Annotated in this window: 22 protein-coding genes; 9 read left to right on the top strand and 13 right to left on the bottom strand. The window is 75.2% G+C overall.

All coding sequences use genetic code 11. From position 1 onward, the window contains the following. Positions 1-22: 22 nt before the first annotated feature. From PUR56_RS29920 to PUR56_RS29875, 10 genes are all read right to left on the bottom strand, one after another. Complete coding sequence (locus tag PUR56_RS29920) at positions 23-1099, bottom strand: ketoacyl-ACP synthase III family protein (protein ID WP_329951241.1); 1077 nt, start codon at positions 1097-1099, stop codon at positions 23-25. Continuing rightward, complete coding sequence (locus PUR56_RS29915; protein ID WP_329951240.1) at positions 1096-1995, bottom strand: hypothetical protein; 900 nt, start codon at positions 1993-1995, stop codon at positions 1096-1098. Before PUR56_RS29915 ends, PUR56_RS29920 begins: the two co-directional genes overlap by 4 nt. After that, positions 1992-3269 (bottom strand): cytochrome P450, encoded by a 1278-nt coding sequence (locus tag PUR56_RS29910; protein ID WP_329951239.1) that lies wholly within the window; start codon positions 3267-3269, stop codon positions 1992-1994. Before PUR56_RS29910 ends, PUR56_RS29915 begins: the two co-directional genes overlap by 4 nt. Next, positions 3262-6150, bottom strand: coding sequence for a PEP/pyruvate-binding domain-containing protein (locus PUR56_RS29905; protein WP_329951238.1), 2889 nt, complete (start codon positions 6148-6150; stop codon positions 3262-3264). Before PUR56_RS29905 ends, PUR56_RS29910 begins: the two co-directional genes overlap by 8 nt. Continuing rightward, positions 6143-6835, bottom strand: a complete 693-nt coding sequence (locus tag PUR56_RS29900) for a nitroreductase family protein (protein WP_329951237.1) — start codon at positions 6833-6835, stop codon at positions 6143-6145. The genes PUR56_RS29905 and PUR56_RS29900 overlap by 8 nt, the downstream gene beginning before the upstream one ends. After that, a complete protein-coding gene (locus PUR56_RS29895; RefSeq protein ID WP_329951236.1) occupies positions 6832-7500 on the bottom strand; it encodes a methyltransferase family protein in 669 nt (222 codons plus the stop codon). The genes PUR56_RS29900 and PUR56_RS29895 overlap by 4 nt, the downstream gene beginning before the upstream one ends. Next, positions 7497-8318, bottom strand: a complete 822-nt coding sequence (locus PUR56_RS29890; protein ID WP_329951235.1) for an AfsA-related hotdog domain-containing protein — start codon at positions 8316-8318, stop codon at positions 7497-7499. Before PUR56_RS29890 ends, PUR56_RS29895 begins: the two co-directional genes overlap by 4 nt. A gap of 244 nt (positions 8319-8562) precedes the next feature. Then, a complete protein-coding gene (locus PUR56_RS29885; RefSeq protein ID WP_329951234.1) occupies positions 8563-10122 on the bottom strand; it encodes an MFS transporter in 1560 nt (519 codons plus the stop codon). A 219-nt stretch (positions 10123-10341) separates the two neighbouring features. Beyond that, complete coding sequence (gap, locus tag PUR56_RS29880; protein WP_329951233.1) at positions 10342-11340, bottom strand: type I glyceraldehyde-3-phosphate dehydrogenase; 999 nt, start codon at positions 11338-11340, stop codon at positions 10342-10344. A gap of 202 nt (positions 11341-11542) precedes the next feature. Next, complete coding sequence (locus PUR56_RS29875; RefSeq protein WP_329951232.1) at positions 11543-12499, bottom strand: GlxA family transcriptional regulator; 957 nt, start codon at positions 12497-12499, stop codon at positions 11543-11545. Positions 12500-12732: 233 nt separating this feature from the next. Between PUR56_RS29875 and PUR56_RS29870 the strand changes: the two genes are divergently transcribed. The 4 genes from PUR56_RS29870 to PUR56_RS29855 all read left to right on the top strand — a co-directional run bounded on the left by PUR56_RS29870 (position 12733) and on the right by PUR56_RS29855 (position 18957). Further along, positions 12733-15027 (top strand): FUSC family protein, encoded by a 2295-nt coding sequence (locus PUR56_RS29870; protein ID WP_329951231.1) that lies wholly within the window; start codon positions 12733-12735, stop codon positions 15025-15027. A gap of 229 nt (positions 15028-15256) precedes the next feature. Continuing rightward, the gene (locus tag PUR56_RS29865) at positions 15257-16855 is read left to right on the top strand and encodes an MFS transporter (protein WP_380520045.1); all 1599 of its coding nucleotides are present in this window, start codon (positions 15257-15259) and stop codon (positions 16853-16855) included. Between the two features lie 297 nt (positions 16856-17152). Then, entirely contained in the window at positions 17153-17785 is a 633-nt protein-coding gene (locus PUR56_RS29860) for a hypothetical protein (protein WP_329951230.1), read from the top strand. 77 nt (positions 17786-17862) lie between these two features. Continuing rightward, positions 17863-18957: a baeRF3 domain-containing protein gene (locus tag PUR56_RS29855; RefSeq protein ID WP_329876502.1), complete on the top strand. Its 1095-nt coding sequence runs from the start codon at positions 17863-17865 to the stop codon at positions 18955-18957. Between the two features lie 141 nt (positions 18958-19098). Here PUR56_RS29855 and PUR56_RS29850 read toward each other — a convergent pair whose 3' ends face one another. Beyond that, positions 19099-19554 carry a hypothetical protein gene (locus PUR56_RS29850; protein WP_329951229.1) on the bottom strand — a complete coding sequence of 152 codons (456 nt, stop codon included), beginning with the start codon at positions 19552-19554 and terminating at the stop codon, positions 19099-19101. A 709-nt stretch (positions 19555-20263) separates the two neighbouring features. Here PUR56_RS29850 and PUR56_RS29845 point away from each other — a divergent pair. Continuing rightward, complete coding sequence (locus PUR56_RS29845) at positions 20264-21061, top strand: MHYT domain-containing protein (protein WP_329876493.1); 798 nt, start codon at positions 20264-20266, stop codon at positions 21059-21061. A 226-nt stretch (positions 21062-21287) separates the two neighbouring features. On the opposite strand, the gene PUR56_RS29840 is transcribed toward PUR56_RS29845, so the two are convergent. Then, on the bottom strand, positions 21288-21461 hold the full coding sequence (locus PUR56_RS29840; RefSeq protein WP_329951228.1) for a hypothetical protein: 174 nt from the start codon (positions 21459-21461) through the stop codon (positions 21288-21290). A 13-nt stretch (positions 21462-21474) separates the two neighbouring features. On the opposite strand from PUR56_RS29840, the gene PUR56_RS29835 reads away from it, so the two are divergent. From PUR56_RS29835 to PUR56_RS29825, 3 genes are all read left to right on the top strand, one after another. Beyond that, the gene (locus tag PUR56_RS29835; protein ID WP_329951227.1) at positions 21475-21759 is read left to right on the top strand and encodes a hypothetical protein; all 285 of its coding nucleotides are present in this window, start codon (positions 21475-21477) and stop codon (positions 21757-21759) included. A gap of 2 nt (positions 21760-21761) precedes the next feature. Beyond that, positions 21762-22685 carry an aldo/keto reductase gene (locus PUR56_RS29830; RefSeq protein WP_329951270.1) on the top strand — a complete coding sequence of 308 codons (924 nt, stop codon included), beginning with the start codon at positions 21762-21764 and terminating at the stop codon, positions 22683-22685. A 168-nt stretch (positions 22686-22853) separates the two neighbouring features. Then, a complete protein-coding gene (locus tag PUR56_RS29825; RefSeq protein ID WP_329951226.1) occupies positions 22854-23294 on the top strand; it encodes an NTP pyrophosphohydrolase in 441 nt (146 codons plus the stop codon). 384 nt (positions 23295-23678) lie between these two features. Here PUR56_RS29825 and PUR56_RS29820 read toward each other — a convergent pair whose 3' ends face one another. Beyond that, a complete protein-coding gene (locus tag PUR56_RS29820; protein WP_329876610.1) occupies positions 23679-24590 on the bottom strand; it encodes a glutaminase in 912 nt (303 codons plus the stop codon). A 128-nt stretch (positions 24591-24718) separates the two neighbouring features. Between PUR56_RS29820 and PUR56_RS29815 the strand changes: the two genes are divergently transcribed. Continuing rightward, entirely contained in the window at positions 24719-25387 is a 669-nt protein-coding gene (locus PUR56_RS29815) for a hypothetical protein (protein WP_329951225.1), read from the top strand. Positions 25388-25459 lie beyond the last annotated feature (72 nt).

Below are 25459 nucleotides of genomic sequence, written 5' to 3'. Positions count from 1 at the left end.
GCGGGGCGGGTCGGTGTCGACCTCACCAGCCCGGGTCCTCCAGGACCTCGATCACCGAGCAGGCCAGGGAGATGCCCGCGCCGTTGCCCATCATCAGGACGTGGTCGCCCGGCGACACGGCGCCGGTCTCCACGAGGTGGGCGAGGGAGAGGAACTGGTCGCCCGCCCCCAGGTGACCGTGGGCACGGCCGAGGTCGAGCATGCCGCGGCCGGGGTCGATCCCCAGCGGCTCCAGCAGGGTCTCCAGATAGCGGGGGTGACCGGAGAACACGTGGGTGACCCGGGTGACGTCGGCCGGACCGATGCCCGCCTCCTCCATCGCCTGCCGGGCCAGGGCCGTCCGCGCCCGCACCAGGTCACCGGCGACGGCCCGGCGCGCCCCGCCCTCCGCGTCGTGGCCGCCGTCCCGGTCGAGCCGGTCGGCGTGGGCGGCCATCCGCCGCCCCAGGGAGGTCTCGACCGTGAGGCCCGGCCTGGGCGGGAACACCGGGTCCTCCCCCCGGTAGAGGTGCTCCCACCTCGAGAGCGACGACAGCGCCAGCGAACGGATCCGCAGCGGCCCGCCCTCGGTGGAGACGACCGCCGCGCAGCCGGCGTCACCGAGCACCGAGCCCCGGCCGGCGGTCCAGCCGTCCGCGTACTTCCACCGGTCGACCAGCGGGGCACCGAAGTTGTCGGCCGCCGTCACCAGCACCGCGCCGCCGCCGGGACCCACCGCCAGGTGGCCGTGGGCGAGGTGGAGCGCGTCCAGCATCGCCGTGCAGCCCTGGTCCAGGCCGATCGCCGGCACCGCGGTGCCGACCACCTTGTCCTGGACGTAGTTCGCGGCGTACCAGCCGTCGGGTCCCTGGTGGAAGGTGCCGGCGTGCAGTACCAGCGAGATCCGGTCGGCGTCGAGGCCCGAGCGCTTGAGGGCCTCCACGCCCGCCCCGGCCGCGAGTTCGGGCGCCGACACGTCCCCGGCGAACGCCACGCCGGTCCAGCCCTCGGCCCGCGCCCGCTCCCCGTCGTACCGGCCCTCGCGGACGGCTTCCGCCACCGGTTCGAACCCCGGGACCCAGGTGCCCAGGCCCGCGATGTACAGGTTCTCCGTCCTCATGCCGTGACCCCCATGCCGATCAGCAGGTAGCAGGTGAAGGCGGCCGGCAGGTAGCCGACCACCGCGCGCAGCGGCCAGCGCGGCGCCCCGCCCCGGACGAAGCTCCACGCCGCCCGGAGGACGACGGCCACCGGAAGGACCACCAGCCACCCCCAGGCCGCCCCGGCCCCCGCCTCCCACGGACGGAGGACGGCCAGCGCGGCCACCGCGGAGGCGACCGCGAACCCCACCGCCAGCGCGGTGGTGGCCCGGACCCCGAAGGCGTGGACGTAGGTGCGCTCCCGCTCCCCGGGGGCCCGGACCAGCTTGCGGGCCAGCTCGTGGTGGGTGGCCGCGAGCATCACCACGGCGAGCACCGCCAGGACGTGCCGGTCCGCGGACAGACCGGTGTCGCCGAGGAAGACCGCGTACAGGTAGAGGTTGAGCAGGATCTGGACCGGAGCGCTCAACAGCACGCTCAGCACCACCGCGTCCCCGGGCGGCCAGCCGAACCGCAGCTCCGCCCCCACCAGCAGGACGAGGTACCCGAACTGCGCGGCGAGCAGCAGCTGCGCGGGCCGGTTCCCCGTGTTGAGCAGCAGCAGGACGGCCGCGCCCACGCCCAGCAGCACCACCAGGTCGCGGGGCAGCACCGCGCCGCGCGCCAGCGGGCGGCCCGGATTGTGCCGCCGGTCGTACGGCAGGTCCCGCAGATCGTCGGCGGCCCGCAGCAGCAGCAGGTCGACGACGACGGTGACCGCCGCGAGGACGGTGCCCCACCCCGGCCGCCAGTGCTGGGCGTGCGGGTGGACGGCGGCGTAGAGCCCCGTCACCCCCACCGCCCAGAGGGCGCCGAACACCACCGACAGCGGCAGGGGGAAGCTGCCCCGCACGAAGAGGCCGAGACGACGGATCACGCCGGCGGCCCCGACGGCTTCGACGGCTTCGGCCGCGCCGACTGCCTCGGACGGATCGACCAACGGACGGGCAACTCCCAGACGCCGTTGATGAACATCGTCCGGCGCCACTTCAACTCCGCCTCGGGCACGGCGAGTTCCAGCACCTCGAACCGGCGCAGCAGCGCGGCCATGCCGATCTGCAGCTCGGCGCGGGCGAGTTCGGCCCCCGGGCACAGGTGCCGGCCGTGGCCGAACGCCAGGTGTCCGGTGGCGTCCGGCCGGTCCGGGTCGAAGGTGTCCGGGTCCTTGAACCTCGCCGGGTCCCGGTTGGCGGCGGCCGTGACCGGCACCACGATCTCACCGGCCCGGACCGGGCGGCCCCCGAACTCCGTGTCCTGCGTCACCAGATGGGGCGCGCCGCCGGTGTTGTTGAGCGAGCTCCAGCGGAGCATCTCCTCGATCACGGCCGGTATCCGCCCGGGCTCCGCCCGCAGCCGTTCGGCGAGACCGGGATGCCCGAGCAGTAGCAGGACGCACATCGCGAAGGAGTTGCCGGTGGTCTCGTAGCCCGCCATCAGCATGCCCGAACCGAGGGACACGATCTCCTTCGGCGAGAGCCGCAGGGCCGGATCCTCCTCGGGCCGGGTCGCCATCCTGGTCAGCAGGTCCTCGGCCGGTTCGCCGCGTTCCACGGCCCGCAGCTTCCCCGCGACGAGCTCCTCGAAGTACGCGTCCATCCGGGCCTGCGTCGCGGCGACCTCCTCCGGGGTGTGGCCGGAGGTCGACATGAGGACGTCCACCTCGCGGCGCAGCCGGGCGCCGTCCTCGCGCGGGACGCCGAGGAGCTCGCAGATCAGCTGCATCGCGAACGGCACGGTGTACCCGTCGACCAGGTCCGCCTCGCCGTGGTCGGCGCCGGCGGTCAGACCGTCCAGCAGCTCTTCGGCCAACTCCTCCAGTCGAGGCCGTAGTTGCCGGACCCGCCGGGCGGTGAAGTCGGGCAGGATCGCGCGGCGGCGGCGGGTGTGGTCCGGCGCGTCGGCGGTGGCGAGCAGGATCGAGTCCGCCTTGCGGGCCAGGAGCGGGCGGGCGAGTTCCACGTAGCGGGCCCGGCTGAAGCGGTCGTCGTTGAGGACGGCGGCGACGTCCTGGTGACGGGTGATCACGAGGGCCGGCCGGCCGCTGGAGAGCCTGACCGGGTACGGCTCGCCGGTGGCCAGGAGCTCGCGGTACTCGGCGGCCGGACAGACACCGGCCTCCGGGGGGAAGGGGAAACGTACCGGGTCAGTCATCGTTCTCGGCCCCCTCGGTCTTCCGGGCGCCCGCCGCGTTCGCGGGGCCCGTCGCATGATCGGCGTTCGCCACGTCTTCGGCAGGCCCGTCGGGCCCGGTGTTCTCAACGGGCTCGGCGGGCTCGGCGGGCTCGGCGTTCGCCGGGTCGGGGAGCAGCCGGACCGTGCCGGCGCTCCCGTCGATCTCGATCCACGCACCGTCCGGGATCGCCCTGGTGGCCTCCGGCACGGCGACCACCGTCGGGACGCCGAGGAGGCGGCCGGTGATCGCGGTGTGCGACAGCAGTGTGCCGCGTTCGACCACCAGGCCCTTGGCGGACATCATCAGGAACAGCCAGCCCGGGTCGGTCTCCCGGGCCACCAGGATCCGGCCGTCGACGTCCGTACCGGCGCCGGGGTCGAGCACCACCGTGGCGCGGCCCCGGACCACACCCCCGCTGGAGCCGATCCCCCGCAGCACCCGGTCGTCGCGGGCGTCGTCGCCCAGGACGGGCGCGGCGTACGGGAGTGCGCGGACCAGCGGCAGGTTGCCGGGCACGCCCAGCAGGCTGGGTCGTTGCTCGGACTCCGTCCAGCGCAGGCGGTCCGCCCGGCGCAGCGCCGCCAGGGCGCGCAGGTCGGAGACGGTCCCGGTGCCGTCGAAGGCGCCGATGACCTCCTCCACCGTCAGGTCCGCCACGTCCAGCCGGTCGTCCAGCACGCCGGTGCGGGCGAGTTCCGCGCCGAGGCGCCACATCACGTCGCGCGAGATCCCGAAGAGCTGGGTGCGGCAGAACCGGGTGTCCTCACGGATACGCACGAGGTCCCGGGCCACCGCCGCGTGCGCCAGGAGCACGGCGCGGCGCACCGGACGGGGGCAGACCTCCCGCAGGTTCGCGCGGGCCCGCTCGGCGGCGGCCCGTTCCTCCGCCCGGTTGGCGGCGACGGTCGCCCCCTGGCGGACCAGCGGGCGTATCAGCGGCACGACGGCCCACGGGTGCTGGCGGGGGGTGGGCTCCTCCAGCTTGAGGTCGTGCAGGGCGCGGTCGCCGTAGCGCGCGACGTACGACCGGGCGGCGTCGGCGACGGGCTCGCCGTAGCGGCCGGCGGTCAGGTCCGTCCACACCTGCCGCGGGTCGTCGTTCTCGACGACGGCGCGGCGCAGCTCGGGAATCGTGCCCACGAGCTCGCCCAGGGCCATGGCCGCGCGGACGGCCTCCAGCGACCGGTTCTCCTTGCCGCCGACCAGCAGTGCTACGAACGCCTGCGGCCCGAGGCCGGTCCACCGGCGCAGCAGGGCGGTGCCGGAGCGCAGGACGAGCAGGGCGATGAGCGCGTTGACCAGGGTGACGCCCCACTTGCGCTCGGCCCGGTCCCAGATCCGCCGGTAGAGGGCGATCAGCTCCTCGGGGGTGTCACCGACGGCGTTCGCCTCCGTCATCTGCCGGTCCCACCAGTGGAGGAAGCGGCTCACCTCCCACGGGTGGGCGGCGGTGCGCCACAGCAGGCCCGGCACCGAACCCACCACCCGGGCCCGCGACCGGCGGCGGGTGCCGCGGGCCGGGCCCGTGATGCCCATGCCCTGCTCCCAGAGGCCGCGCACGATGTCGAACATCGGCATCTGGCCGTGCAGTTCGTGCCAGTCGTCGAGCCGGTAGTAGACCTGGCCCTCCAGGTAGCCGACCATCCGGGTGAGCCGGTGCGCGTTCTCCCGCAGGAGCCGTGCGGGAACGCCCATCCGCCGGTAGAGGTCGCCGAAGGACCGGCGGTAGAACTCGCGCGACTGGGAGTAGGTGAGCGCGCCCGACACCCCGGGGAAGCTCTCCGTGATGTTGTGGTTGCCCCAGTACACGGTGGGTCCGGCGCCGTCCGGCGCGGCGGGCGCGCCCGCCGCGGGGGCGGTCACCAGCGGCCGGGCCTGCACCAGGTGGATGACGCCGTCGGGGGTGATGGCGCCCTCGATGTCCTGGGGGGTGCCGAACAGTTCCTCCACCCGGGCGGCCAGTTCGGCCACCGTGCGGGCCTCCGCGTCGTCGAGGACCGGCGGGTCGGCCAGGTCCGCGGGCACCGCCAGCAGGACCGGCGCTCCGGCGACGGCGTCCTCCGGCAGGCCCATCGACCAGCGCTTGTGCACGGTCTGCGCGGTCACCCGGCCGGTGGCGGGGTCGTGGAAGAAGTGGTCGATGTCGGCCTTCTCCTGGACGACGCCCTCGCCGATGCCGTGCGCGGCCGCGATCAGGTGGCGACGGGAGCCGTCCCGGGGGTCGCGGGTGAACGCGACGAACGAGCGGGTGCCGAGCACCATCCGCTGGACGCCGACCGCGACGCGGGCGCGCGTCGGGTCGAGTCCCCGGAACGCGCGGTAGCGCACGGCCTGCGGGTTGAAGGCGGACGCCCAGCAGCGGACGGCGGCGTCGGCGAGCCCGGCCAGGTCGACGTAAAGGAAGCTGTCGCTCATCCCGGCGAACGGGTCGACGGCGCTGTCCTCCCCGACGGCGTCGTCCGTGGTGCCGCCCGCGCCGGCCCCGGCGCCCCCGGAGCCGGCGACCGGGACCACGCAGGCGCGGACCGCGACCAGGCCGTCGGCGCCGACCAGGGAGGTGAACTCCGCCCGGATCCGCTCGGCCAGGGCCGGCGGGACGCTCAGGTCGGTCAGGGCCTTGTGGGCGGCCGCGCACCAGTCGACGACCGCGGACTCGTCGCCGGTGTCCGGCGGCAGGTCCGGAAGGAGCGGCCGGACTTCGTCGAGCGCCCGGTCGAAGGCCGTGGCGGACAGGCAGAAGAACTCCGGCACCCGGAAGCCCGCCCGGCGCAGCAGCTCCTGACGGGCGAACTTGTTCCCCACCGCGGCGGCGTCGGCGAGGACGTCGCCGGCCTCCGCCGTGACCACGAGGTCAGTCATCGGATCCACCGCCCCACGCTCGACCGGCCCAGCCGTCCAGATGCAGCACACTCTCCACGGGCCGGCGCGCAGCCGGCCGGAAGCCCTCCCCGAGGACGTGCGCGGTCGGGATCAGGGCACCCTGGCGCACGTCGTCGGGGAGTCCGAGGAGGGCGGCGACCTCCTGCTCGGCGTCCAGGTGCACGGTGGTCCACGCGGTGCCCAGCCCGCGGGACCGGGCGGCGAGCATGTAGCTCCAGGCCGCCGGCAGCAGGGATCCCCACAGACCGGCCTGGCTGCCGGCCGGAAGGCGCCCGCCTCGCAGCCGCAGGCACGGGATCACCAGCACCGGCACCTCGTGCAGGTGTACGGCCAGGTGACGGCCGCTGGCCACCATGCGCGCGGTGGCCTCCTCCTCCGGGGTGGCCGGGGGGCGTTCGCCGGACGGGTAGCGGGCGTCGAACACCCGGCGGTAGACGGCGGCGATCCGCCTCCGCAGGTCCGGGTCGGTGACGACCAGCCAGTGCCAGTGCTGGGTGTTGCCGCCGTTCGGTGCCTGGAGGGCGATCTCCAGGCACTCCTTGACGACCGCGAGGTCGAGCGGGCGTGACAGGTCCAGCCGCCGGCGGACGGTCCGGGTCGTGGTGAGCAGCTCGTCGGGCGTCAGCAGCAGCCGGCCCTCCCGCACCTCCGTGGGCGCGGTCACCAGAGCCCCGGGACCAGTCGGGCGTGGCCGGCCGCGTAGGCGCCGTAGCCGGGGATGTTCATGAGCATCCGTTCCTCGGTGCGGATCCGCCAGGTGATCGCGGCGGCGAGCGCGACCAGCAGGACGGCGCTCGCCGGGTTCAGGAAGAAGCCGACGAACCCGACGTGCGCCAGCAGCATCCCCGCGTACGCGGGGTGCCGGATGAACCGGTACAGGCCGTAGGTGACGATCTGGTGGTCCTGCTGGCGCATCACGTGGTGCGAGTAGAAGCGGCCGAGCGTGTGGATCGCCACCTGTCGCAGGGTGACGCCGCCGACGAAGACGAGGGCCGGCACGAGCAGCGCCCACGACCAGCCGTCCCACGGCACGGGGCCCAGCACGGCGGTGCCGGCGGTGGCGATCCGGGCCGCGGCGTAGAGCAGCAGGGTGGCCGACTCGCTGGGCGGGGCCGCGGACCTGCGGAACGTCACGGGGATCTCGACCGCGAGCCACGCGAGGTAGCAGACGGCGAGGAGGCCGGCGACCAGGTCCACCGTGCGGTCGAGGTGGCGCAGGTGGACCACCGCGCCGGTGCCGACCGCGGCCACCGCGCAGAGGAAGAGCAGACGGGGTGCCTGGACGGCCAGGGAAGGGCCGTGTCCGGCAACGGACTTCGCGGTACTCACTTGGCGGCCCTCCGCCTCTCGTAGCGGGCTCGGTCGAGGGAGTGGACGACGATCTCGATCCGGCCGTGCGGCTCGCCGCTCTCCGCGTCGACCAGCACCATCGGGTAGGCGGCCCGCGCGCCCCGGGCGGGGGTGAACTCCCAGTGCAGCGCCAGCGGGACGGACGTCGGGAGGTCGGTCGGCACGTCGGCTTCGAGGCTGAGCCAGAGCATCTGGGCGTCCGGATCGCGTCCGTGCGCCGTGTGCCCGAGCATGGTGGCCATCTGGCGGGCGGACTCGATCAGCGCGTCCGGGGTGTGCAGGCCCTCGGCGTCCCCCTGCAGCCGGTGCCCGTCGGACGGCACGAGGACGGCGGCCCGCTCGGTGCGCACGGCCGTGCCCAGCAGGATGTTCTCCGGCAGGCGCCGGTGCACCAGGGCGGCGTCGGCGGGGAGGTCACCGTCCGGCCCGGCAGTGCCCGTGGCGGTGCGCCGCCCGGTGGGTGCCGCGGTCCGGCCGAGGCCGACGACCGCCTGGCAGACGGTCTCGCCGTCCTGGTCGGCCAGCAGCCGCCAGGCCGGTCCGTCGTCGGCCGGGACCGGGTCGCAGTGCAGCAGCACCGGCCGGTCGCGTTCGCAGATCCGGTCGAAGCTCAGCGAGATCCGGAGCCGTCCGAAGCCCGCGTCCGCCTGTTCCCGCATCCGGGCGCGGATCAGGTCGAGCAGGGCCGCCACCAGCAGCATGCCGGGGACGTGGTCGAGCGGATGATCGAAGAAACAGGGGTCGTCCTCGTCCACGTGCAGCGGTACCGGACTCCCGCTCGCGCCGAGAACCGGCACGTCAAGGCGGCCTGATGATGCATCAGTTGCCAAAGAGGCTCTAGGTGCTAACGATTTCACGGAGGTTGACGGTAGCCATCGTACAGTTGCCCGATCAAGGGACATCGGGAAATTGCCGGGCCGAACGTGACATAAGAGCCGACAATTGTCCCGTACTGTACGGTTTTTGAGCTTCCGTCAGATGAGCGGAGGGCGAGCGTCCGTAAAGCCGTCCACCCCGGGGCCCTGCCTTTCGCCCCGGCGTTCAGCGCTGCGGGTCGGGCGCCCGGCGGGAGGGCCGCTGCCGCCACAGCAACGGCAGGACCACGGCCGCGAGGATCGCGAGCAGCCCGGACAGGCCGATCGCCCGGCCGGTACCGACCGCCTGGACCTCGCGGAAGGCCGCGGTGATCGCCTGTGCCGTGGCCTGGTCGACCGAGGCGAGGATCTGGGAGGCGAGCTTGGAGTCCGTGACGGCGTTCCCCAGCTGCTGGGCGTCGGACTCGGAGAGCCCCGCCGCCCGCGCCCGGCTGATCGCCTGGTCGGTCTCCACCGCCTGCTGGACCGCCACCGTCGCGGCGACACCGAAGGCGCCGCCCAGCATGCTGGTGACCTTGAACATCCCGGAGGCGGTCCCGGCCAGTTCCTCCGGCGGACCGGCCACCGCGGTGTCCGACAGCGGGATCGACATCAGCCCCAGACCCGCGCCGAGCACCAGCAGCCCGGCGACCAGGACCGCGTAGTGGTAGGAGTGGCCGAGGACGGCCGCCACCAGGGTGCCGGCACCCAGCAGGAGCAGGCCGAGGACCACCGGGAGCCGCGCCCCGCGCCGCGCCGACACCCGGCCGCCGAAGGGGTTGAACAGCAGGATGGTGACCGTGGACGGCAGCAGCAACAGGCCGGCCGCGACGGGGCCGTACCCGCGGACCTCCTGGAGGTAGAGGGTGAGCAGGAAACTGACACCGGCGAAGACGATGTTCATCACGGAGTTGGCCACCAGCGCCCCGCAGAACGGCCGCGACGAGAACAGCCGGAGGTCGAGCAACGGGTCCCGGACCCGCCGCTCGACCAGCACGAACAGCGCCGCCAGGACGACCGACCCGACCAGCAGGCCGATGATCACCGGGTCGTCGAAGCCGTCCTCCTGGCCGGCGGTGCACCCGTAGAGCAGGCAGAACGCCGCCGCGGCGCTGATCACCAGGCCGACCAGGTCGATGTGCCGGCCGGCGTTCGGGTCGGTCGACTCCTCGGCCGACCGGCGCACGAGCCACCAGGCGACCACCGCCAGCGGAGCGTTGATCCAGAAGGTCGAGCGCCAGCCGAGAAGTCCCGTCAGCACCCCGCCGACGGCCGGTCCGGCGGCCTGGCCGACCCAGGCGACCGCCATCCAGGCGCCGAACGCGCGCGGCTGCTCGCTCAGGGGGAACATCGGCGGGATCAGCGCCAGGGTGGCGGGCAGGATCAGCGCCGCTCCGACGCCCATCGCGGCCCGCCCGGCGATCATCCCCTCCACCCCGGGCGTGAACGCGGCCAGCAGGGAGAACACGCCCAGCAGGACCAGGCCGATCTCCAGGACGCGCTTGCGGCCGAACACGTCGCCCAGCTTCCCGGCCGCGAGCACCAGGGCGCCGGTGGTGAGGCTGAAGGCGTTGTTGGCCCACTGCAGTGCGGGAAGCGAGACCGACAGCTCGTCGGAGATCGTCGGGACGGCGACTCCGAAGTCCGCGAACGACAGCCAGACCATGCCGGCCGCGACGCACATACCGGTCAGGGCGGTCCACCGCCGGGGGGACCCGCCGTTCGATTCCGCGGGCGTTCCGGCCATGCGTCCGCTCCCCTCCTGCGCCCGGCCCGGTGCCGGACGGACCAGGCCACTATCCGGGCGGCCCCCCGCACGGGCCCGGGCGACACGCACCGGACGTCCCCCGAACGGCTCCCGCCCGAGCGCCGTGACGGCGCTCGGGCGGGGGCTCGGGCGGGGGCTCGGGCCCAGGCCCGAGCGCGAGGCTCAGGCAGGGGCCCCGGCGGGAGCCGGAGCGGGGACTCAGGCGCGGGCGAGGAGTTCGAGCGAGTCGACGACGCGGTTGGAGAAGCCCCACTCGTTGTCGTACCAGGCGACGACCTTCACGTGCTTGCCGTCGACCCGGGTGAGGGCCGCGTCGAAGATCGCCGACGCCGGCTCGCCGGTGATGTCGCCCGAGACCAGCGGCTCGTCCGCGTAGTCGAGGATGCCCTTGAGCCGGCCGTCGGCGGCGGTGCGGTAGGCGGCGAGCACCTCGTCCAGGGTCACGTCCCGCGCGACCGTCGTGTTCAGCTCGACGATCGAGCCGACCGGGACCGGCACGCGGATCGAGTCGCCCGACAGCTTGCCGTCGAGGTTCGGCAGGACCAGGCCGATGGCCTTGGCGGCGCCGGTGGTGGTGGGCACGATGTTCACGCCGGCGGCGCGGGCGCGCCGCAGGTCGCGGTGCGGGCCGTCCTGGAGGTTCTGCTCCTGCGTGTAGGCGTGCACGGTCGTCATGAAGCCGTGCTCGATGCCGGCCAAGTCGTCCAGCACCTGCGCCAGCGGGGCCAGGGCGTTGGTGGTGCACGAGGCGTTGGAGACGATCACGTGCGAGGCCGGGTCGTAGGCGTCGGTGTTCACGCCGTAGGCGAGCGTGACGTCGGCGCCGTCGGACGGCGCGCTCACCAGGACCCGCCGGGCGCCGGCCTCGATGTGCGCGCGGGCGGCGTCGGCCGCGGTGAACCGGCCGGTGGCTTCGAGCACGATGTCGACGCCGAGCTCGGCCCACGGCAGGGCGGCGGGGTCGCGCTCGGCGAGCACCTTGATACGGCGGCCGTCGACCACGAGGTCGTTCCCGTCGACCGCGACCGAGCGGTCGAAGCGGCCGAGCGCGCTGTCGTACTTGAGCAGGTGGGCGAGCGAGTCGGGCGCGGTGAGGTCGTTGACGGCGACCACTTCGAGGTCGCTGCCGCGCCCCAGCAGCGCGCGGAGGCTGTTGCGTCCGATGCGGCCGAAACCGTTGATGGCGATGCGGGTCATTGCGGCTCCCTTGTCGTTTCGTTGCTCCTCCATGATCGGATCCGGGGACCCGGCCGGACAGGGGCCTGATCGACACGGTACGCAAGGATCTCGCCACGATCAGCGCCACCGGGCGCAAGGATCCCGCCACCCCCGCTCCGCCGCCTCTCCGCCGCCTCTCCGCCGCCGGAAACGCGGCCGGAATCGCTTCCGGAGACCGCTCTCAGGCGTCGCGGGCCGCGAAGGTGTGGCGGTACTCGGTGGGCGAGGTGCCGAGGACCCGGTGGAAGTGCAGGCGCAGGTTCGCGCCCGTGCCCAGCCCGACCCGGTCCGCGATCTGCTCCACCCCCAGGTCCGTGCGTTCGAGCAGCTCGCGGGCCACGTCGAGGCGGGCCCGCAGCACCCACTGCATCGGCGTGTAGCCGGTGTCCTCCACGAAGCGCCGGGAGAAGGTGCGCGCCGACACCCGCGCGTTGCGGGCGAGCGCTTCGAGCGTCAGCGGTTCGGCGAGGTGGGCCAGCGCCCACTCGCGGGTGCTCGCGAAGAGGTCGCCCAAGGGCTCGGGCACGCTGCGCGGTACGTACTGCGCCTGCCCGCCGCTGCGGTAGGGCGCGGCCACCAGCCGCCTCGCCACGTGGTTGGAGAGCCCGACCCCGTGGTCGCGCCGCACCAGGTGCAGGCACAGGTCGATCCCGGACGCCGCGCCCGCCGACGTCAGCACCTCGCCCTCGTCCACGAACAGCACGTTCTCGTCCACCCGCACCCTCGGGTGCCGCTCGGCCAGGGCCTTCGTGTAGTGCCAGTGGGTCGTCGCCTTCTTCCCGTCGAGCAGGCCCGTGGCCGCCAGCGCGAACGCCCCGGTCGAGATGGCCGCCAGCCGGGCGCCCCGCGCGTGGGCCGCAACCAGCGCCCCGACGACGGCCGGCGGCGGCTCCGTGGTCACCGGGTCCCGGTAGCCGGGGACGAAGACGGTGTCCGCGTCCGCCACGGCCTCCAGACCGTCGGCCACGTGGTACGAGAGGCCGTCCCCACCGGTCACGAGCCCGGGGGCGGCGCCGCAGACCCGCACCGTGTACGGCATGCTCGGCCGGCTGGAGAAGACCTGCGCGGGGATGCCCACGTCCAACGGCTTCGCGCCCTCCAGCACGAGGACGGCGACGTGGTGGTTCCTGCGGCCCATCGGGCCTCCTTCGCTTCCCGGGACCGCCGTGCGCCCCGCACGGGCCTGACCCGGACGACACCGGACGCAAGCATCCTGCCACCGCGGGCCGGCGCGGCGGGACACGGGACCGCTCCGGGACCGACGGCGGCCCCGAGGCCCCCACCGCCGGGACCGCGGGCTCGCAGCCTCCCCCGGCCGTGGGCAGGATGGAAGGGACGGGGGCCTCAGCCGATCCGAGGGGCAGGCAGCCGATGTCCGAGGACGCCCCGCCGCCCCGTGGCCCGCTCCGGGCGGTACGCCGGGCCGTCGACGGGTTGCGCACCGGCGGCGGGGAGGCGGCGCTCGCCGGTCGGCGGGCGCTGCGGGTCACGCTGGCCGCGTCCACCGGGTTCCTCGTCTGCCTGTACGGCCTCGACGAGCCGGTCGCGGCGCTCTACGCCCTGTTCTCCTCGGTGGCGATGGCGGCGCTCTCCCGCATCCCCGGCACCGGCCGCCAGCGGGCCGCCGTCCTGCTCCGGGTCCTGCCCGTCGCCTGGCTGCTGGTGGCCGCCGGCACCGCCCTCGCGGGCCGCACCTGGACGGCCGTGGCGGGCATGCTGGCGGTCGGCTTCGTCCTCGCCTTCGCCGCGGTGGCCGGCCCGCGCCTCGCCGGCGCCGCCCCGGGGCTGCAGCTGATGTACATCCTCCCGTGCTTCCCCCCGTACGCGCCGGACGAGCTGCCGGCCCGCCTGGTGGGGACGGCGGTCGGGTTCGGGCTGCTCGTCGCCGCCGAGGCGGTGCTGCTGCCCGAGCCCCGGGCCCGGCCCTACCGGCTGCTCACCGCGGACGCCGCCGCCACCGCCGCCCGGACCGCGGCAGCGCTGGCCCGGGACCCCGGGCCGCTCTCCGGTGCGTCGGCCCGCGCCGCGACCGCCGCCGGAGAGTCGCTGCGCGCCCGGCGGGTGCCCGCGGCGGAACGCCCGGCCGGCCCCGGCCTGCGCGACCGCGCGGAGGCCCACGCCGGCTGGGCGGCCCGGGCGCTGCTCGCACGGCTGACGGCCGCACCCCGGCCGCCGGCCGGCGCCGGGTCCGTGCCGAGGGCCGAGGCCGGACTGCTGGCGGAGATCGCCCGCAGCGCCGCCCAGTCGTCACACCTCCTGGCCACCGGCGAGGAGCCGGCCCCACGGCGCCTGGAACGGTCGCTGCGCGCGTTCCGGAGCACACCGCCCGACGCGACGGACGCGGGGGGAGCCCCGGACGGGGCGGGCGGCCCGCGCGGCCGGGACGGCGCGGACACGGCCGCGGCGCCCCGTCGCCGCGCCGCGCTCGCGGAGACCGCCGAGGCCGCGGTGGCCCTGTCCACGGCGGCCCGCCTGGCCGTGTGCGGCCGGAGCGCGGTGACCGCCGGGTGGGTGGGGGGACCGGCGTTCGCGTACGCCGGGCAGAGCACCGGGAGGCTGTACTGGCGGCGGATCGCCGGTCACGCCGGCCCCCGGTCGGTGTACTTCCAGAACGCGCTGCGGATCAGCCTCGCCCTGGCGGTGGCGCGCGCGGTCGCCGGCGCGGTCTCCCTCCCGCACGGCTTCTGGGCGATGCTCGCCGCGCTCAGCCTGACCCGGACGACCTTCGTCCAGACCGGACGGACCATCCGGCTGGCCCTCACCGGCACGGTGGTCGGGGCGGCCGCCGCCGGGGCGCTGCTGGCCGTCGTCGGCCACCACGGCGTCGTGTACGCGGTGCTCCTGCCACCGCTGATGGCCATCACGTTCTTCCTCGGACCGCTGCTCGGGGTCGGGTGGGCCCAGGCGCTGTTCACGGTCGTCGTCGCCGCGATCTTCGGCCAGCTCGCCCCGGCCTCCTGGCAGCTCGCCGAGGTCCGCCTGCTCGACGTCCTCACCGGCAGCCTGATCGGTCTGCTGTGCGGCCTGCTCGCCTGGCCGCACGGGGCGCGGACGGTCCTGCCACGGGACACCGCGATGCTGCTCGACGCGGTCGCGGCGGCGGTGACGGCCACCACCGCGGCCCTCGCGGGGGCTCCGGCGACGGCCACGCTCCCGGCACCCGGGGCGACCCCGGGGACGGCGCGGGACCCGACCGCGGCGGTGACGCACGCCCTGCCGGTCGTGGAGTCGGCGTACGCGCAGTTCCAGGACGAGCCCCGGCCCGTGGCCGACCTGCCCGGACCCGACTGGCAGGCCGCGCTGATCGCCGGCCACCACGCCCGTCGCGGCAGCACCCGGCTCCTGGAGCGTCCGGTCCGGCCCGGGCCGGACGCGGCCGAGCGGGCCTGGCTGCTGCGGTCCGGTGACCACGTGGCGGGCGCGTACACGGCCGCGGCGGCACGGCTCGCGGACCGGCGCCGCCGGGGCACACCTGCACCGGGCCCGGCCACCCCTCCCCCGCCACCACCGCCGCCACCGCCCGGTGGCGCGCCCTTCCTGTACGAGGTGGCCGCCTGGCTCGAAGGCCTGACCCACGACCTCGCACGCCTGGACCCGCACCCGCTCCCCGCCACCGCTCCCGCCCCGGACCGCGACGGGAACCGGGGTGCGGGGCCGAGCGCGTGACCGTACGGCCGATCCGCCGCACGGATGACATCCCCGCCACCGGAACGCGGCGCAGCGCCCCACCGGAGCGCCGCCCGGGCATGGTCGGTGTTCGGCCCGGACGGCAGCCCGGGCCCGACCGGTGACGGCCGGAGCGACAAGGATCCTCCCCCGCCCCGCCACCACGACCGGTCCCGCGCACCACCAGGCCCGAGCGCCGGAAGGCCCGTAGGGCGGAAGGACGGAACGGATGGGAAGCCAGCGGCCCGACCCCACCCCGGCGGATCCCGCGCCCGCCGCATCGGCCGTGCCCGCCGAGACGAGCCGGCGGCTCGCGCTGGCGGCCATGCTGTTCGCGGTCTCGATGACCTTCATCGACCAGACGATCGTCTCGATCGCCGCACCCGACATCATCCGCGAGCTGGGCCTGTCGGCCGTCGGCATGCAGTGGGTGGTCAACGCCTACCTGCTCTCCCTGGCGGCGTTCTTCGCCCTCGGCGGCCGGCTCGCCGACGTCCTCGGCCACAAGCGGATGATGCTGATCGGCACCCTCACCTTCGTGATCGCCTCCGCACTGTGCGGCGCGGTGCCGTCCGGCGGCGCCGCGGAGTCCTGGTTGATCTGCTTCCGCGCGGTCCAGGGACTCGGCGCGGCGCTGATGTTCCCGGCGGCGCTCGCGGTGGTGGTCGAGGTGTTCCCCCTGGAGCGGCGCGGCCGGGCGCTGGCGCTGTTCTTCGGGGTCGCGGGCGGCCTCACGGCGATCGGCCCGGTGCTCGGCGGCTGGCTGACCTCCTGGACCTGGCGGGCGATCTTCTGGGTGAACGTGCCGGTGGCCGTGATCGCGATCGTGCTCACCGTGCTGGCCCGGATCCGCAACACCCCGCGCCGCGAGCCCGTCGACTGGACCGGCGCGCTCCTGGTGGCCGCCGGGATGGGGCTGAGCGTGCTCGGGCTCCAGCAGGCGGCGACCTGGGGGTGGGGCAGCTGGGCGACCTGGCTCTGCATCGTCGGCGGGCTGGCGGTGCTGGTGGTGTTCTGCGTGCTGGAGCTGCGCACCGAACACCCGCTGATCAAGCTTCGGGTCTTCGCCGACCGCGCCTTCGCGGCCGACAACGCCGTGCTGTTCTTCGCCATGATCGCGTTCGTCCCGGTGTTCTTCTTCGCCTCGGTCTACGCCCAGGTGGCGCTGGACCAGTCCCCCAACGAGGCCGGCCTCTACCTGCTGGTGTTCTTCGCCGGCTTCGCCCCCGGCTCGCAGATCGGCGGACGGATGCTGGACCGGCGCGGCGCGCGCCCGCCGATGCTGCTGGGCACGGCGGTGTCCGCGGTCGGGTTCGCCCTGTGGGCCTCGAAGATCACCGACCTCTCGCTCGGCGCGCAGTGGCCGTACATCGTGCTGGCGGGCGCGGGCATCGGGCTGCTGCTGACGCCCGCGTCGACGGACGCCGTCAACCGCTCGATCGACGCGTCCTACGGCGAGGTCACCGGGATCACCCAGACCGTGCGCAACTACTCCGCGAGCCTGGGGCTGGCCGTGCTGGGCACCGTGCTGCTCCACACCACCACCAGGAACGTGCGGGAGACCCTCGTCGCCGACGGTGTCCCGGCCGACACCGCGCACCAGGTCGCCGACACGGTGACCGCGGGCATCACCGGCCACGGCTCCGGCGGCCAGTCCCCCGCCGGTGTCGGGGCCGCGATGACGGACGCGATCCGGGCGGACTTCGCGGAGGCGAACGGGCCCGTGCTGTACGGCATGGCGGCGGCGCTCGCCGTCGCGTTCCTGTGCGCGCTGCTGCACCCCGGTACCCGGGTCACCGAGGAGACCGGCCCGCAGCGGGGCCGGTGACCGCTCCGGCCGGCGGACCCGGCGGCTCACCGGCTTCCCTGCGCGGGCGGCGCCGGGCCCCTCCGAGGGGAGCGCCCTCCGGCGGGGTCGTCGGCCGACCGTCCCGCACCGGCGGGAGGGCGGTGGGAGGGTGCCGTCGTTCCGGTGCCGTCGTGCCGGTGCGGAGCCCGACGGACGGAGGTGACTCCGCGGAGGCAACTCCAATGGGCCAGCAGCGTTCGTCGCCCGGCCGCCCGGAGCCGAGCATGGGAACGGCCCCCACCGGCGGCCGAACGGACGGCTGAAAGGTTGCACGGGATGCGAACGCTCTACCCCTGCCGCATCAGAGGAAGCAGGCCGGCGCGAACTGCGGCGGCCCTCGCGGCCGTCACGGGAGCGGTCGTCCTCACCGTGGCGTCGTGCAGCAGCTCGTCGGCGCCCGCGACGCCGACCGACACCGCCCGCCCCACCCTGACGGAAGCACCGAACCCGTCGACGTTCTCCGGCGAGCCGCCCTCCGCACTCGCCTCGAAGGCGGAGTCCGCCCTGGCCGAGGCCTCCTCCCGCTCGGCCTCGGCCCAGGCCGCCGCGTCGTCCTTCCAGGCGTCGGCGGACGCCCAGGCCGCGCAGAGCCGCCAGAAGGCCACCGAAGTCCTCCAGGGCGTGGCGGGCAGCGGCAACGCGCTCTCCGACGTCACCCTCACCGGTGTACCGCGGAGCACCACCGGCGGCCTCCACGCGGCCGTGGTGACGATCGTCAACAGCACGCGCGAGACCGCCTCCTACGCGGTCCGGGTGGACTTCACCGACGCGTCCGGCAACACCGTCGACACCGCGGTGGTCGGCGCCGAGAACATCCCGGCCGGCGGCAAGGCCGACCCGATCGCGTTCAGCCGCCAACCGGGCGACCTGTCGCTGACCCCGGTCGTGGTCAAGGCCCAGAGGTACTGAGTCCGCGGCGGACCGCGGACAGCGGACCGCAGCGCGCGTACGCCCGCCGGACGGGTTCTGACGAAAGGTACTCCCCCATGCGTTCCGATCTCACCACCGCGACGCTCGCCGAGCTTCGCCGTCCCCGCCCGTACCCGGCGGTCTCGATCCTGATGCCGACCCACCGCCGGGAGCCCGACAACGCCCAGGACCCGGTTCTCCTGCGGAACCTCGTCGCCGAGGCGAGGGCCAGGATCGACGAGGACCAGGCGATCTCCCGGGCCGACCGGCTCGACGTGACCGGCCAGCTCGACCAGGCGCTGAAGGAGGTCGACCTCGTGCACGCGGAGGACGGCCTCGCCCTGTTCGTCTCGCCCGGCGAGCACCAGGTGTGGTCGCTGACCCGGGCCGTGCCGGCCCGCACGGTCGTGTCGGACTCCTATCTCACCCGCAACCTGGTCGCCGCCCGTGCGGCCGACCGCCCCTACTGGGTCCTGGCGCTCGCCGCCGACCGCATCAGCCTGTGGGCGGGCACGGGCGACCGCCTGGAGGCGCAGTCCGGCAGCTTCCCCTTCACCCGGAGCCTGGAGGACCCGGACGCCGAGCGCAAGGAGCGGATCGGCGACCTGCCGAGCACCTTCAGCGACGAGGCCACCCGCCAGTTCTTCCGTGAGGCGGAGGCGGGCCTGCGGGACGTGCTCGCCGAGGACCCCCGCCCGTTCCACCTGGTGGGCGAGGCCCACGCGCTGTCCCTCTTCCAGGACCTCTGGACCGCCACCCCCGGCCCCGTGGCGACGGTCGCGGTGGGCGGCCTCGCCGAAGGGCCCGCCCAGGCGCTCCGGGAGGCGGTGCGGCCCGCCCTCGCCCAGCAGGCCGACCGGGCCGCCGCGAACGCGGAGGCCGAGCTGGACCAGGCCCGCGGCCGCCAGCTGCTGGCCGCCGGGCTCGACGAGGTATGGCAGACCACGGGCGACGGGCGGATCGGTCGGCTGGTCGTCGAGGACGACTACCGCGCCACCGTCCGCGACGACGGCGAACACCTCGTGCCGGCCACCGACGGAGAGGCCGGTGCCCGTGAGGACATCGTCGACGAGATCATCGAGAAGGCGCTGGACGGCGGGGCCCAGGTCGACTTCGTCCCGGACGGGAAGCTGAGCGGCATGGGGCACATCGCCGCGGTCCTGCGGTACTGAGCTCCTGAGGTTCTGAGGTTCTGAGGTTCGTGCCGCTCCCGGCCCCGTCCTGCCCACCCGCAGGGCGGGGCCCGCGACGTCGTGCCCGTGCACGGCCTCCGCCCTCCCGTCCGCCGGCGTCACCGGCCGGACGTGACCGCCCTACGGCGTCGGCCGCGGCGGGAACGGACCCGCCGCCGGAGCACCCGCCTGCACGGAGGTCCGGGCTGTGGCGAGGGCGGCGCCCGCGGTGCGCAGGTGGTGGGCGATCAGGGGCAGCAACGCCGGAGAGAGCGTGCGGGCCGTGAACTGCCGCGCCGCCTCCAACGGACCGGCGGCCCGCTCCAGGAGATCCGCGACGCGGAAGCGGTCCGCACCGAGGGCCTCCGCCCGGAGACCGTCCGCATGGAGGGCGTCCGCCCCGGCGTCCGACCGCAGCTCCCCCACGGTACGGCGCAGCAGGATCAGCGAGTCCTCCGCGTCTGGTGGTCCGTCGGGGAACTCATGCCCCCACCGGGCGAGTTCGAGCTCGACGGTCCGGGCGTGGTGGTCGCACCGCCCGGCCCAGAAGACCAGGGAGGCGGTCGGGGGCGGCGGGGACTGGCTCTGGGTCGACACCCTCCGATCATGTCCCAAGACCGGGCCGCCCGTCTCCCGTTCCCGCAGCTTCACCATCCGGAGCGCAGGCCCGGTGGACCGGCCGGTGGACCGACCGGCCGGGGCGTCGACCGCACGTTCGACGGTCGGGGCGGCGTGCGGGCGCCACGGGGCAGGCCGACCGGGGCCCGCTCGGCGCGCCGCGGACGCGGTCGCACCGGCACGCCCGCGCGACATCGTCCGTAGACGCACCCCCCGTACAGCCCTTGACCGGTGGGTCGATAGTATGTACCCGCACGTGAGGCCCGGCAGACGGCTTCCCGTCACGGCGCCCGTCCGACGACGAACGTCGCACCGTGTCCGCTCCGTACGTTCCGGAGCCCGCTCCCGCCTGCCGACACTCCGCGGCGCTCGTGACCCTCGACGCCTGACGGGCCGCCGGGGTCATCAGCGTCGTCGAGGAGAACCGTGCCCGGATCGCAGCCTGCCGGACGCCTGCGCGCGTCCGGCCCCGCTCCACCGGCTGCCGGTGGACCGCCCCGGCCCGGACCGGATACCGGCGCCGGTACCGGTGCCGGTGCCGGTGCCGACTCCGGTTCCCTTCGGGATTCCCGCCCTTCCCGTACGCCTCCCTCGCCTCCCGCGCCTCTCCGGTCCCCCGGAACCGCCGGGTCGCGCGCCGCGCGTGCCCTCCCACCATCCATCAGCGACACGTCAGTTCAGGTACCGCATGCACCTCCACACCGCCCCCATCGACGGTTTCCATTACGGCTGGATCAACCCGGTCCTCTCCTACCTGGTCGCCTGCACCGGAGCCGCTCTCGGCCTTCGGTGCACCGTCCGCGCCCTCGACCTGCCGCCGCGCCGGCGCCTCGGCTGGCTGCTGCTCGGCGCCACCGAGATCGGCTGCGGCATCTGGACGATGCACTTCCTGGCGATGCTCGGATTCAACGTCACCGGATCGACGATCCTCTACAACGTGCCCCTGACGCTGTGCAGCCTGCTGCTGGCGATCGGCGTGGTCGGCCTCGGCATCCTCTACGTCGGCTACCGACCGCGTAGTGCCGGGACCCTGCTGATCGGCGGGACGGTCACCGGTCTCGGCGTCGCGGCGATGCACTACCTCGGCATGGCCGCCATGCACGTGCAGGGGCAGGTCTCGTACCAGCCGCTCGTCGTCGCCGCCTCGATCGCGATCGCGGTGTTCGCGGCCACCGCCGCGCTGTGGATGACGCTCAACATCACCGGCCTGCTGGCCTCGCTGGCCTCCGCGCTCATCGCGGGCGTCGCGGTGGTCGCCATGCACTACACCGGGATGGCCGCCGTCTCGGTCGTGCTGGACGGCCGCACGCCGACCGCCGGCCTGCCCGCCTCGCAGTTCATCACCCCGCTCGCGGTGGCGGTGCTCGTCCTCCTCGCGCTCGGCGGGATCGCCCTCATGCTCTCCCCGCAGGAGTCCTCCCTCTCGGGTCGCCCGGCCCCTCGGCCGGAACCCATCCCGGTCCGGCTGTTCGACCGGCGCGACTGACCCGGAACCGGGCGCACGGCGGTTCGACCCGTCGTGCGCCCGGACGCCGGTCCCCCGCCGGCACCGGTCGATGCGCCGCACCGGACTGAAGTCCGTACCGAGCAGAGTCCGTACCGAGCAAAGCCCGTACCGGGCGAGGTCCGTACCGGCGGAGGAGATGCCGGGCCGTCGTACCCGACGGTGCTGTCCTTCCGGCCGCAGAGCCGGACGGCCTCGGCTCGGGGCGTCAGGACGTCCGGGGCACCGCGCCGGACGCGGCCGGGGCCGGGAGGCCCTCGCCCGGGGAGGCCGGGGCGGCGTGTTCGCGGAGGAGGGCGGCCAGGGCCCCGGCGTACGGGTGGGGGCGGCTGCGCCGGGCCCGGGCGATCCCGAAGTGGCGGGCGGGACGCGGCGGTCTCACCGGAACCACCCGGGTGCCGGGGAGTGCCGGATCGAGCGCGACGTACGGCACCAGGGACCGCTCGCCGTTCTCCTTCGACCGCTGGTACCCGATGGACAACCGGCGCGCCGCCGGCCTCGGGCTGCGGTTCTCCCCCACGGCGCAGTGGCTGGACGGCGCCGTGGGCGAGGTCCTCGGGGCACTCGGAGGGCTGGGGGAGTTCGGAGGGCTCGGGGACCGCGGGGATTTCTACGCTCCCGAGGAGCGCCACGGCCGCGACGGCCACGGCGCCGGGGTGTCCGGCGGAAGGGCGGCGTGACCGTGCGACAGCGCTCCCTCGGCGACCGGACGGTCGGCGCGATCGGGCTCGGCGCGATGCCGCTCTCGGTCGAGGGCCGGCCCGACACGGACGCCGCCCTCACCACCCTGCACGCCGCGCTGGACGCCGGCGTCACCCTGCTCGACACCGCCGACTCCTACCACTGGCACGCCGACGAGGTCGGCCACAACGAGCGGCTGGTCGCCCGGGCCCTGGCCGCCCGGCCGGCCGCCGACCGGGCGGCGGTGCTGGTCGCCACCAAGGGCGGACGCGGCCGGCCCGGGGACGGCTCGTGGAGCGTCGACGGCCGGCCCGAACACCTCCGGCAGGCCTGCGAGCACTCGCTGCGCCGCCTCGGTGTCGAGGCGCTCGGCCTCTACCAGCTGCACAAGCCGGACCCCCGGGTCCCGTGGGCCGAGTCGGTGGGTGCCGTACGTGAACTGCTGGACGCCGGAAAGATCAGGGCCGCGGGGATCTCCAACGTCGACGAGCGGCAGATCCTGACGGCCCGGGACATCCTCGGCCCGGACCTGGTCTCGGTGCAGAACCGGTTCTCGCCCGCCGTGCGCGGCAGCGAGCCCGAACTGCGGCTCTGTGAACGGCTGGGCCTGGCGTTCCTCCCCTGGAGCCCGCTCGGTGGTCTCGCCCGCAGCGTCCTGGACGACCCCTCGGAGGACACCGCCGCCCGCACCGCCTTCCACCGGATCGCCGCCGCACGGCGGGTCTCCCCGCAACAGGTCGGCCTCGCCTGGCTCCTCGCGCTCTCCCCCGTCGTCGTCCCGATCCCCGGTGCCCGCCGCCCCGCCAGCATCCGCGATTCCGCGGCGGCGGCCGACCTCGTCCTCCACCCGGACGAACTCGAAGCCCTCGCCGGACCGTTCACGGGCCCGGAGCAGCCGCCCGCAGCGACGGCGGGAACAGGGTGAGACCGCGTTCGGAGCGCCGCCGCGCCCCGGACAGGCTCGTCCGACCGCCGGTCCGTGGCGTCCGAGAAGTCGTGCGGGAACTCGGTGCGGGCGGCCGACGGGTGAGGTTCCGGCGGAGTCGGGCGGCGGACGGAGGCGTCGGGGCGCGCCGTGGAAGACTTTCGGACCATGGACGAGGACGACACGGACGAGGGCAGCGGGCAGGTGCCCCTGCTGGTGGTGGACGCCGCCAACGTCGTCGGGTCGGTGCCCGACGGCTGGTGGCGTGACCGGCGGCGCGCCGCGGAGCGGTTGCGCGACTCCCTGACCGGCATCGCGGACGGCGGGCTGGTGTCACCTGCCGGCGGCCCGGCGTGGGCGCACTCCGGGCCGCTGGAGGTGGTCCTCGTCGTGGAGGGCGCCGCGCGCGGCGTCGCCCCGGTCCCCGGGGTCCGGGTCGAGGCCGCGTCCGGCAGCGGCGACGACCGGATCGTCGACCTCGTCGAGAACGCCCTGACCGACCGGACCCGGCGAAGGTGCCTGGTCGTCACCGCGGACCGCGGACTGCGAGCCAGGGTCACCGCGCTCGGCGCCGACGTCGTCGGCCCCCGGGCGGTCCGCCCGGCGTGAGCCCCGTGCGGCCGACGCCACCGGCCCGACGCGCGACCGCCGCCTGTCGGCGGCACGGCGACACGGCGACACGGCGACACGGCGACACGGCGACACGGCGACACGGCGGCACGGCGACACGGCGGCACGGCGACACGGCGGGGAATGCGAGGTCACCGCCACCGGGGGTCAGCCCGGCGCCGGTCGGCGGCGACATAGTCGCCCTCGGCACCGCCGACAACCGCGTCCTGACCGTCGACCGCCGTGCGGACACCACCTGGACGGCGCCGCAGGGGCGCCGTTCCCGTGGCTGCGACGCGGACGGGCACACCCGTGCGCCGGCGGTCGCACCGTCGGCGCACGCGCCGTCCCCGGTGCGGGCCGTCCCCCGCGCGGGCCTCCGGATCAGAACACCGACCAGCCGGTCGCGGTCGTCAGCGCGTCGAGGGCCGCGACGCCGAGCACCGAGTTCCCGGCGGCGTCCAGGCCCGGGCTCCAGACGCAGACCGTGCCCCGGCCCGGCAGCACCGCCAGCACCCCGCCGCCGACCCCGCTCTTGCCCGGCAGGCCGACCCGGTAGGCGAACTCACCCGCCGCGTCGTAGGTACCGCAGGTGAGCAGCACCGCGTTGATCCGCTTGGCCTCGCTGCGCGACAGCAGCCGCGAACCGTCGGCCCGCACCCCGTGGCGGGCGAGGAAGAGTCCGGCCAGCGCGAGGTCGTGGCAGCTGGCCTCGATCGCGCAGTGCGCGTAGTAGTGCGCGAGAACGCTGTCGACCGGGTTGCGCAGGTTCCCGTAGCTCGCCATGAAGTGTGCCATCGCGGCGTTGCGGTGACCGTGCTGCGCCTCCGAGGAGGCCACCGAGTCGTCCACCGCGACGGCCGGGTTCCCGGACTCGGTGCGCAGGAAGTCCCGGACGGCCCCGACCGCGTCCCCGGTCAGCTTCAGCAGCCGGTCCGTCACGACCAGGGCGCCGGCGTTGATGAACGGGTTGCGCGGGATGCCCTGCTCGGACTCCAGCTGCACCAGCGAGTTGAACGGGTTGCCGGACGGCTCGCGGCCCACGCCGGTCCAGAGTCCGTCGTCGCCCTCGGCCAGTGCCAGCGCCAGGGTGAAGAGCTTCGACACCGACTGGATCGAGAACGGGTGCCGCCAGTCCCCCGCCCCGAACACCTCCCCGTCGACGGTGGCGATCGCCATCCCGAATGCCGCCGGGTCGGCCTTCGCGAGGGCCGGAATGTAGTCGGCGACCCGCCCTCGCAGGGGCGACCGCCGGGCCGCCTCCATCGCCTCGTGCAACAGCACCTGGTAGTCCACTTCGTCCACACCGCCATTCTGGTCGACCTCGTCGACCTGCGGGAACCCGGGTCCACCCGGTCCGGGGCCGACCGCCGGAGGAGGGGGTATGGCAGGCTGTGCGTCACCGACGGAGGGGACGTACCACCATGCACAGGCCGAGCCGGCCCGAGGACCTGCACCACGCGGACGCCGTGTGGGCGCGGGCCGTCGCCCTCGCCCTGCTGGAGGCCGCCCAGGGCGACCCCGAGGGCTACTGGCTGGACGAGCACGGCGTGTGGTGCGACGCCACCGGCGGGTCCTACTGGTGGCGTGTCACCGTGCTCGACGACGGCCACGCGGTCTTCTGCGGCCAGGACTCCGACGGGAGCGTGACCCACGTCGACGGCCGGCAGATCGACTTCCTCGCCGGAGGCCCGGACTGGCTGCCCTCGGAGCAGCTGCGCGAGGACGCCCGGGGCAACCTCTTCGGGTTCCTCTACTGGTGGGAGGACGGTGCCTGGCACCGGATCCCCTACCCGGCCGCCGTCCACGACGACGGGCTGTCCGGGGCGGCCGCATGGCTGGGCTCGGAGGAGGCGTTCGTCGACGAGGCGACCGGCCTGGCCGGCGTGCAGCGCGCGGACGAGCCGGTGTTCACCGCCGCCCTCGTCCGGTACCTGCGGCGCGCCGAGGTCCGTACCGTCGACACCTCCGTGGTGGCGGAGTTGCTGGCCGCGGCGGGCACCGGGGACGACGGGCGCCCGCCCCTGCTGCTGGAGCCGGCCGTGGACGTCGCCGTCCGCGCCGGGCTGACCCGGTACGCGGCGCAGGTCTGACCGCCGCGGCACCGACCCGAGGGGCGGCGCGGTGTTCACCGGCTCGTGCCGGTGCCGGGCGCAGAATCGTCC

This window comes from Streptomyces sp. BE303, from assembly GCF_036290945.1.
GTDB lineage: Bacteria > Actinomycetota > Actinomycetes > Streptomycetales > Streptomycetaceae > Kitasatospora.
The sequence above is the reverse complement of the archived record's forward strand: the minus strand, read 5'-3'. Positions and strand labels throughout refer to the sequence as shown.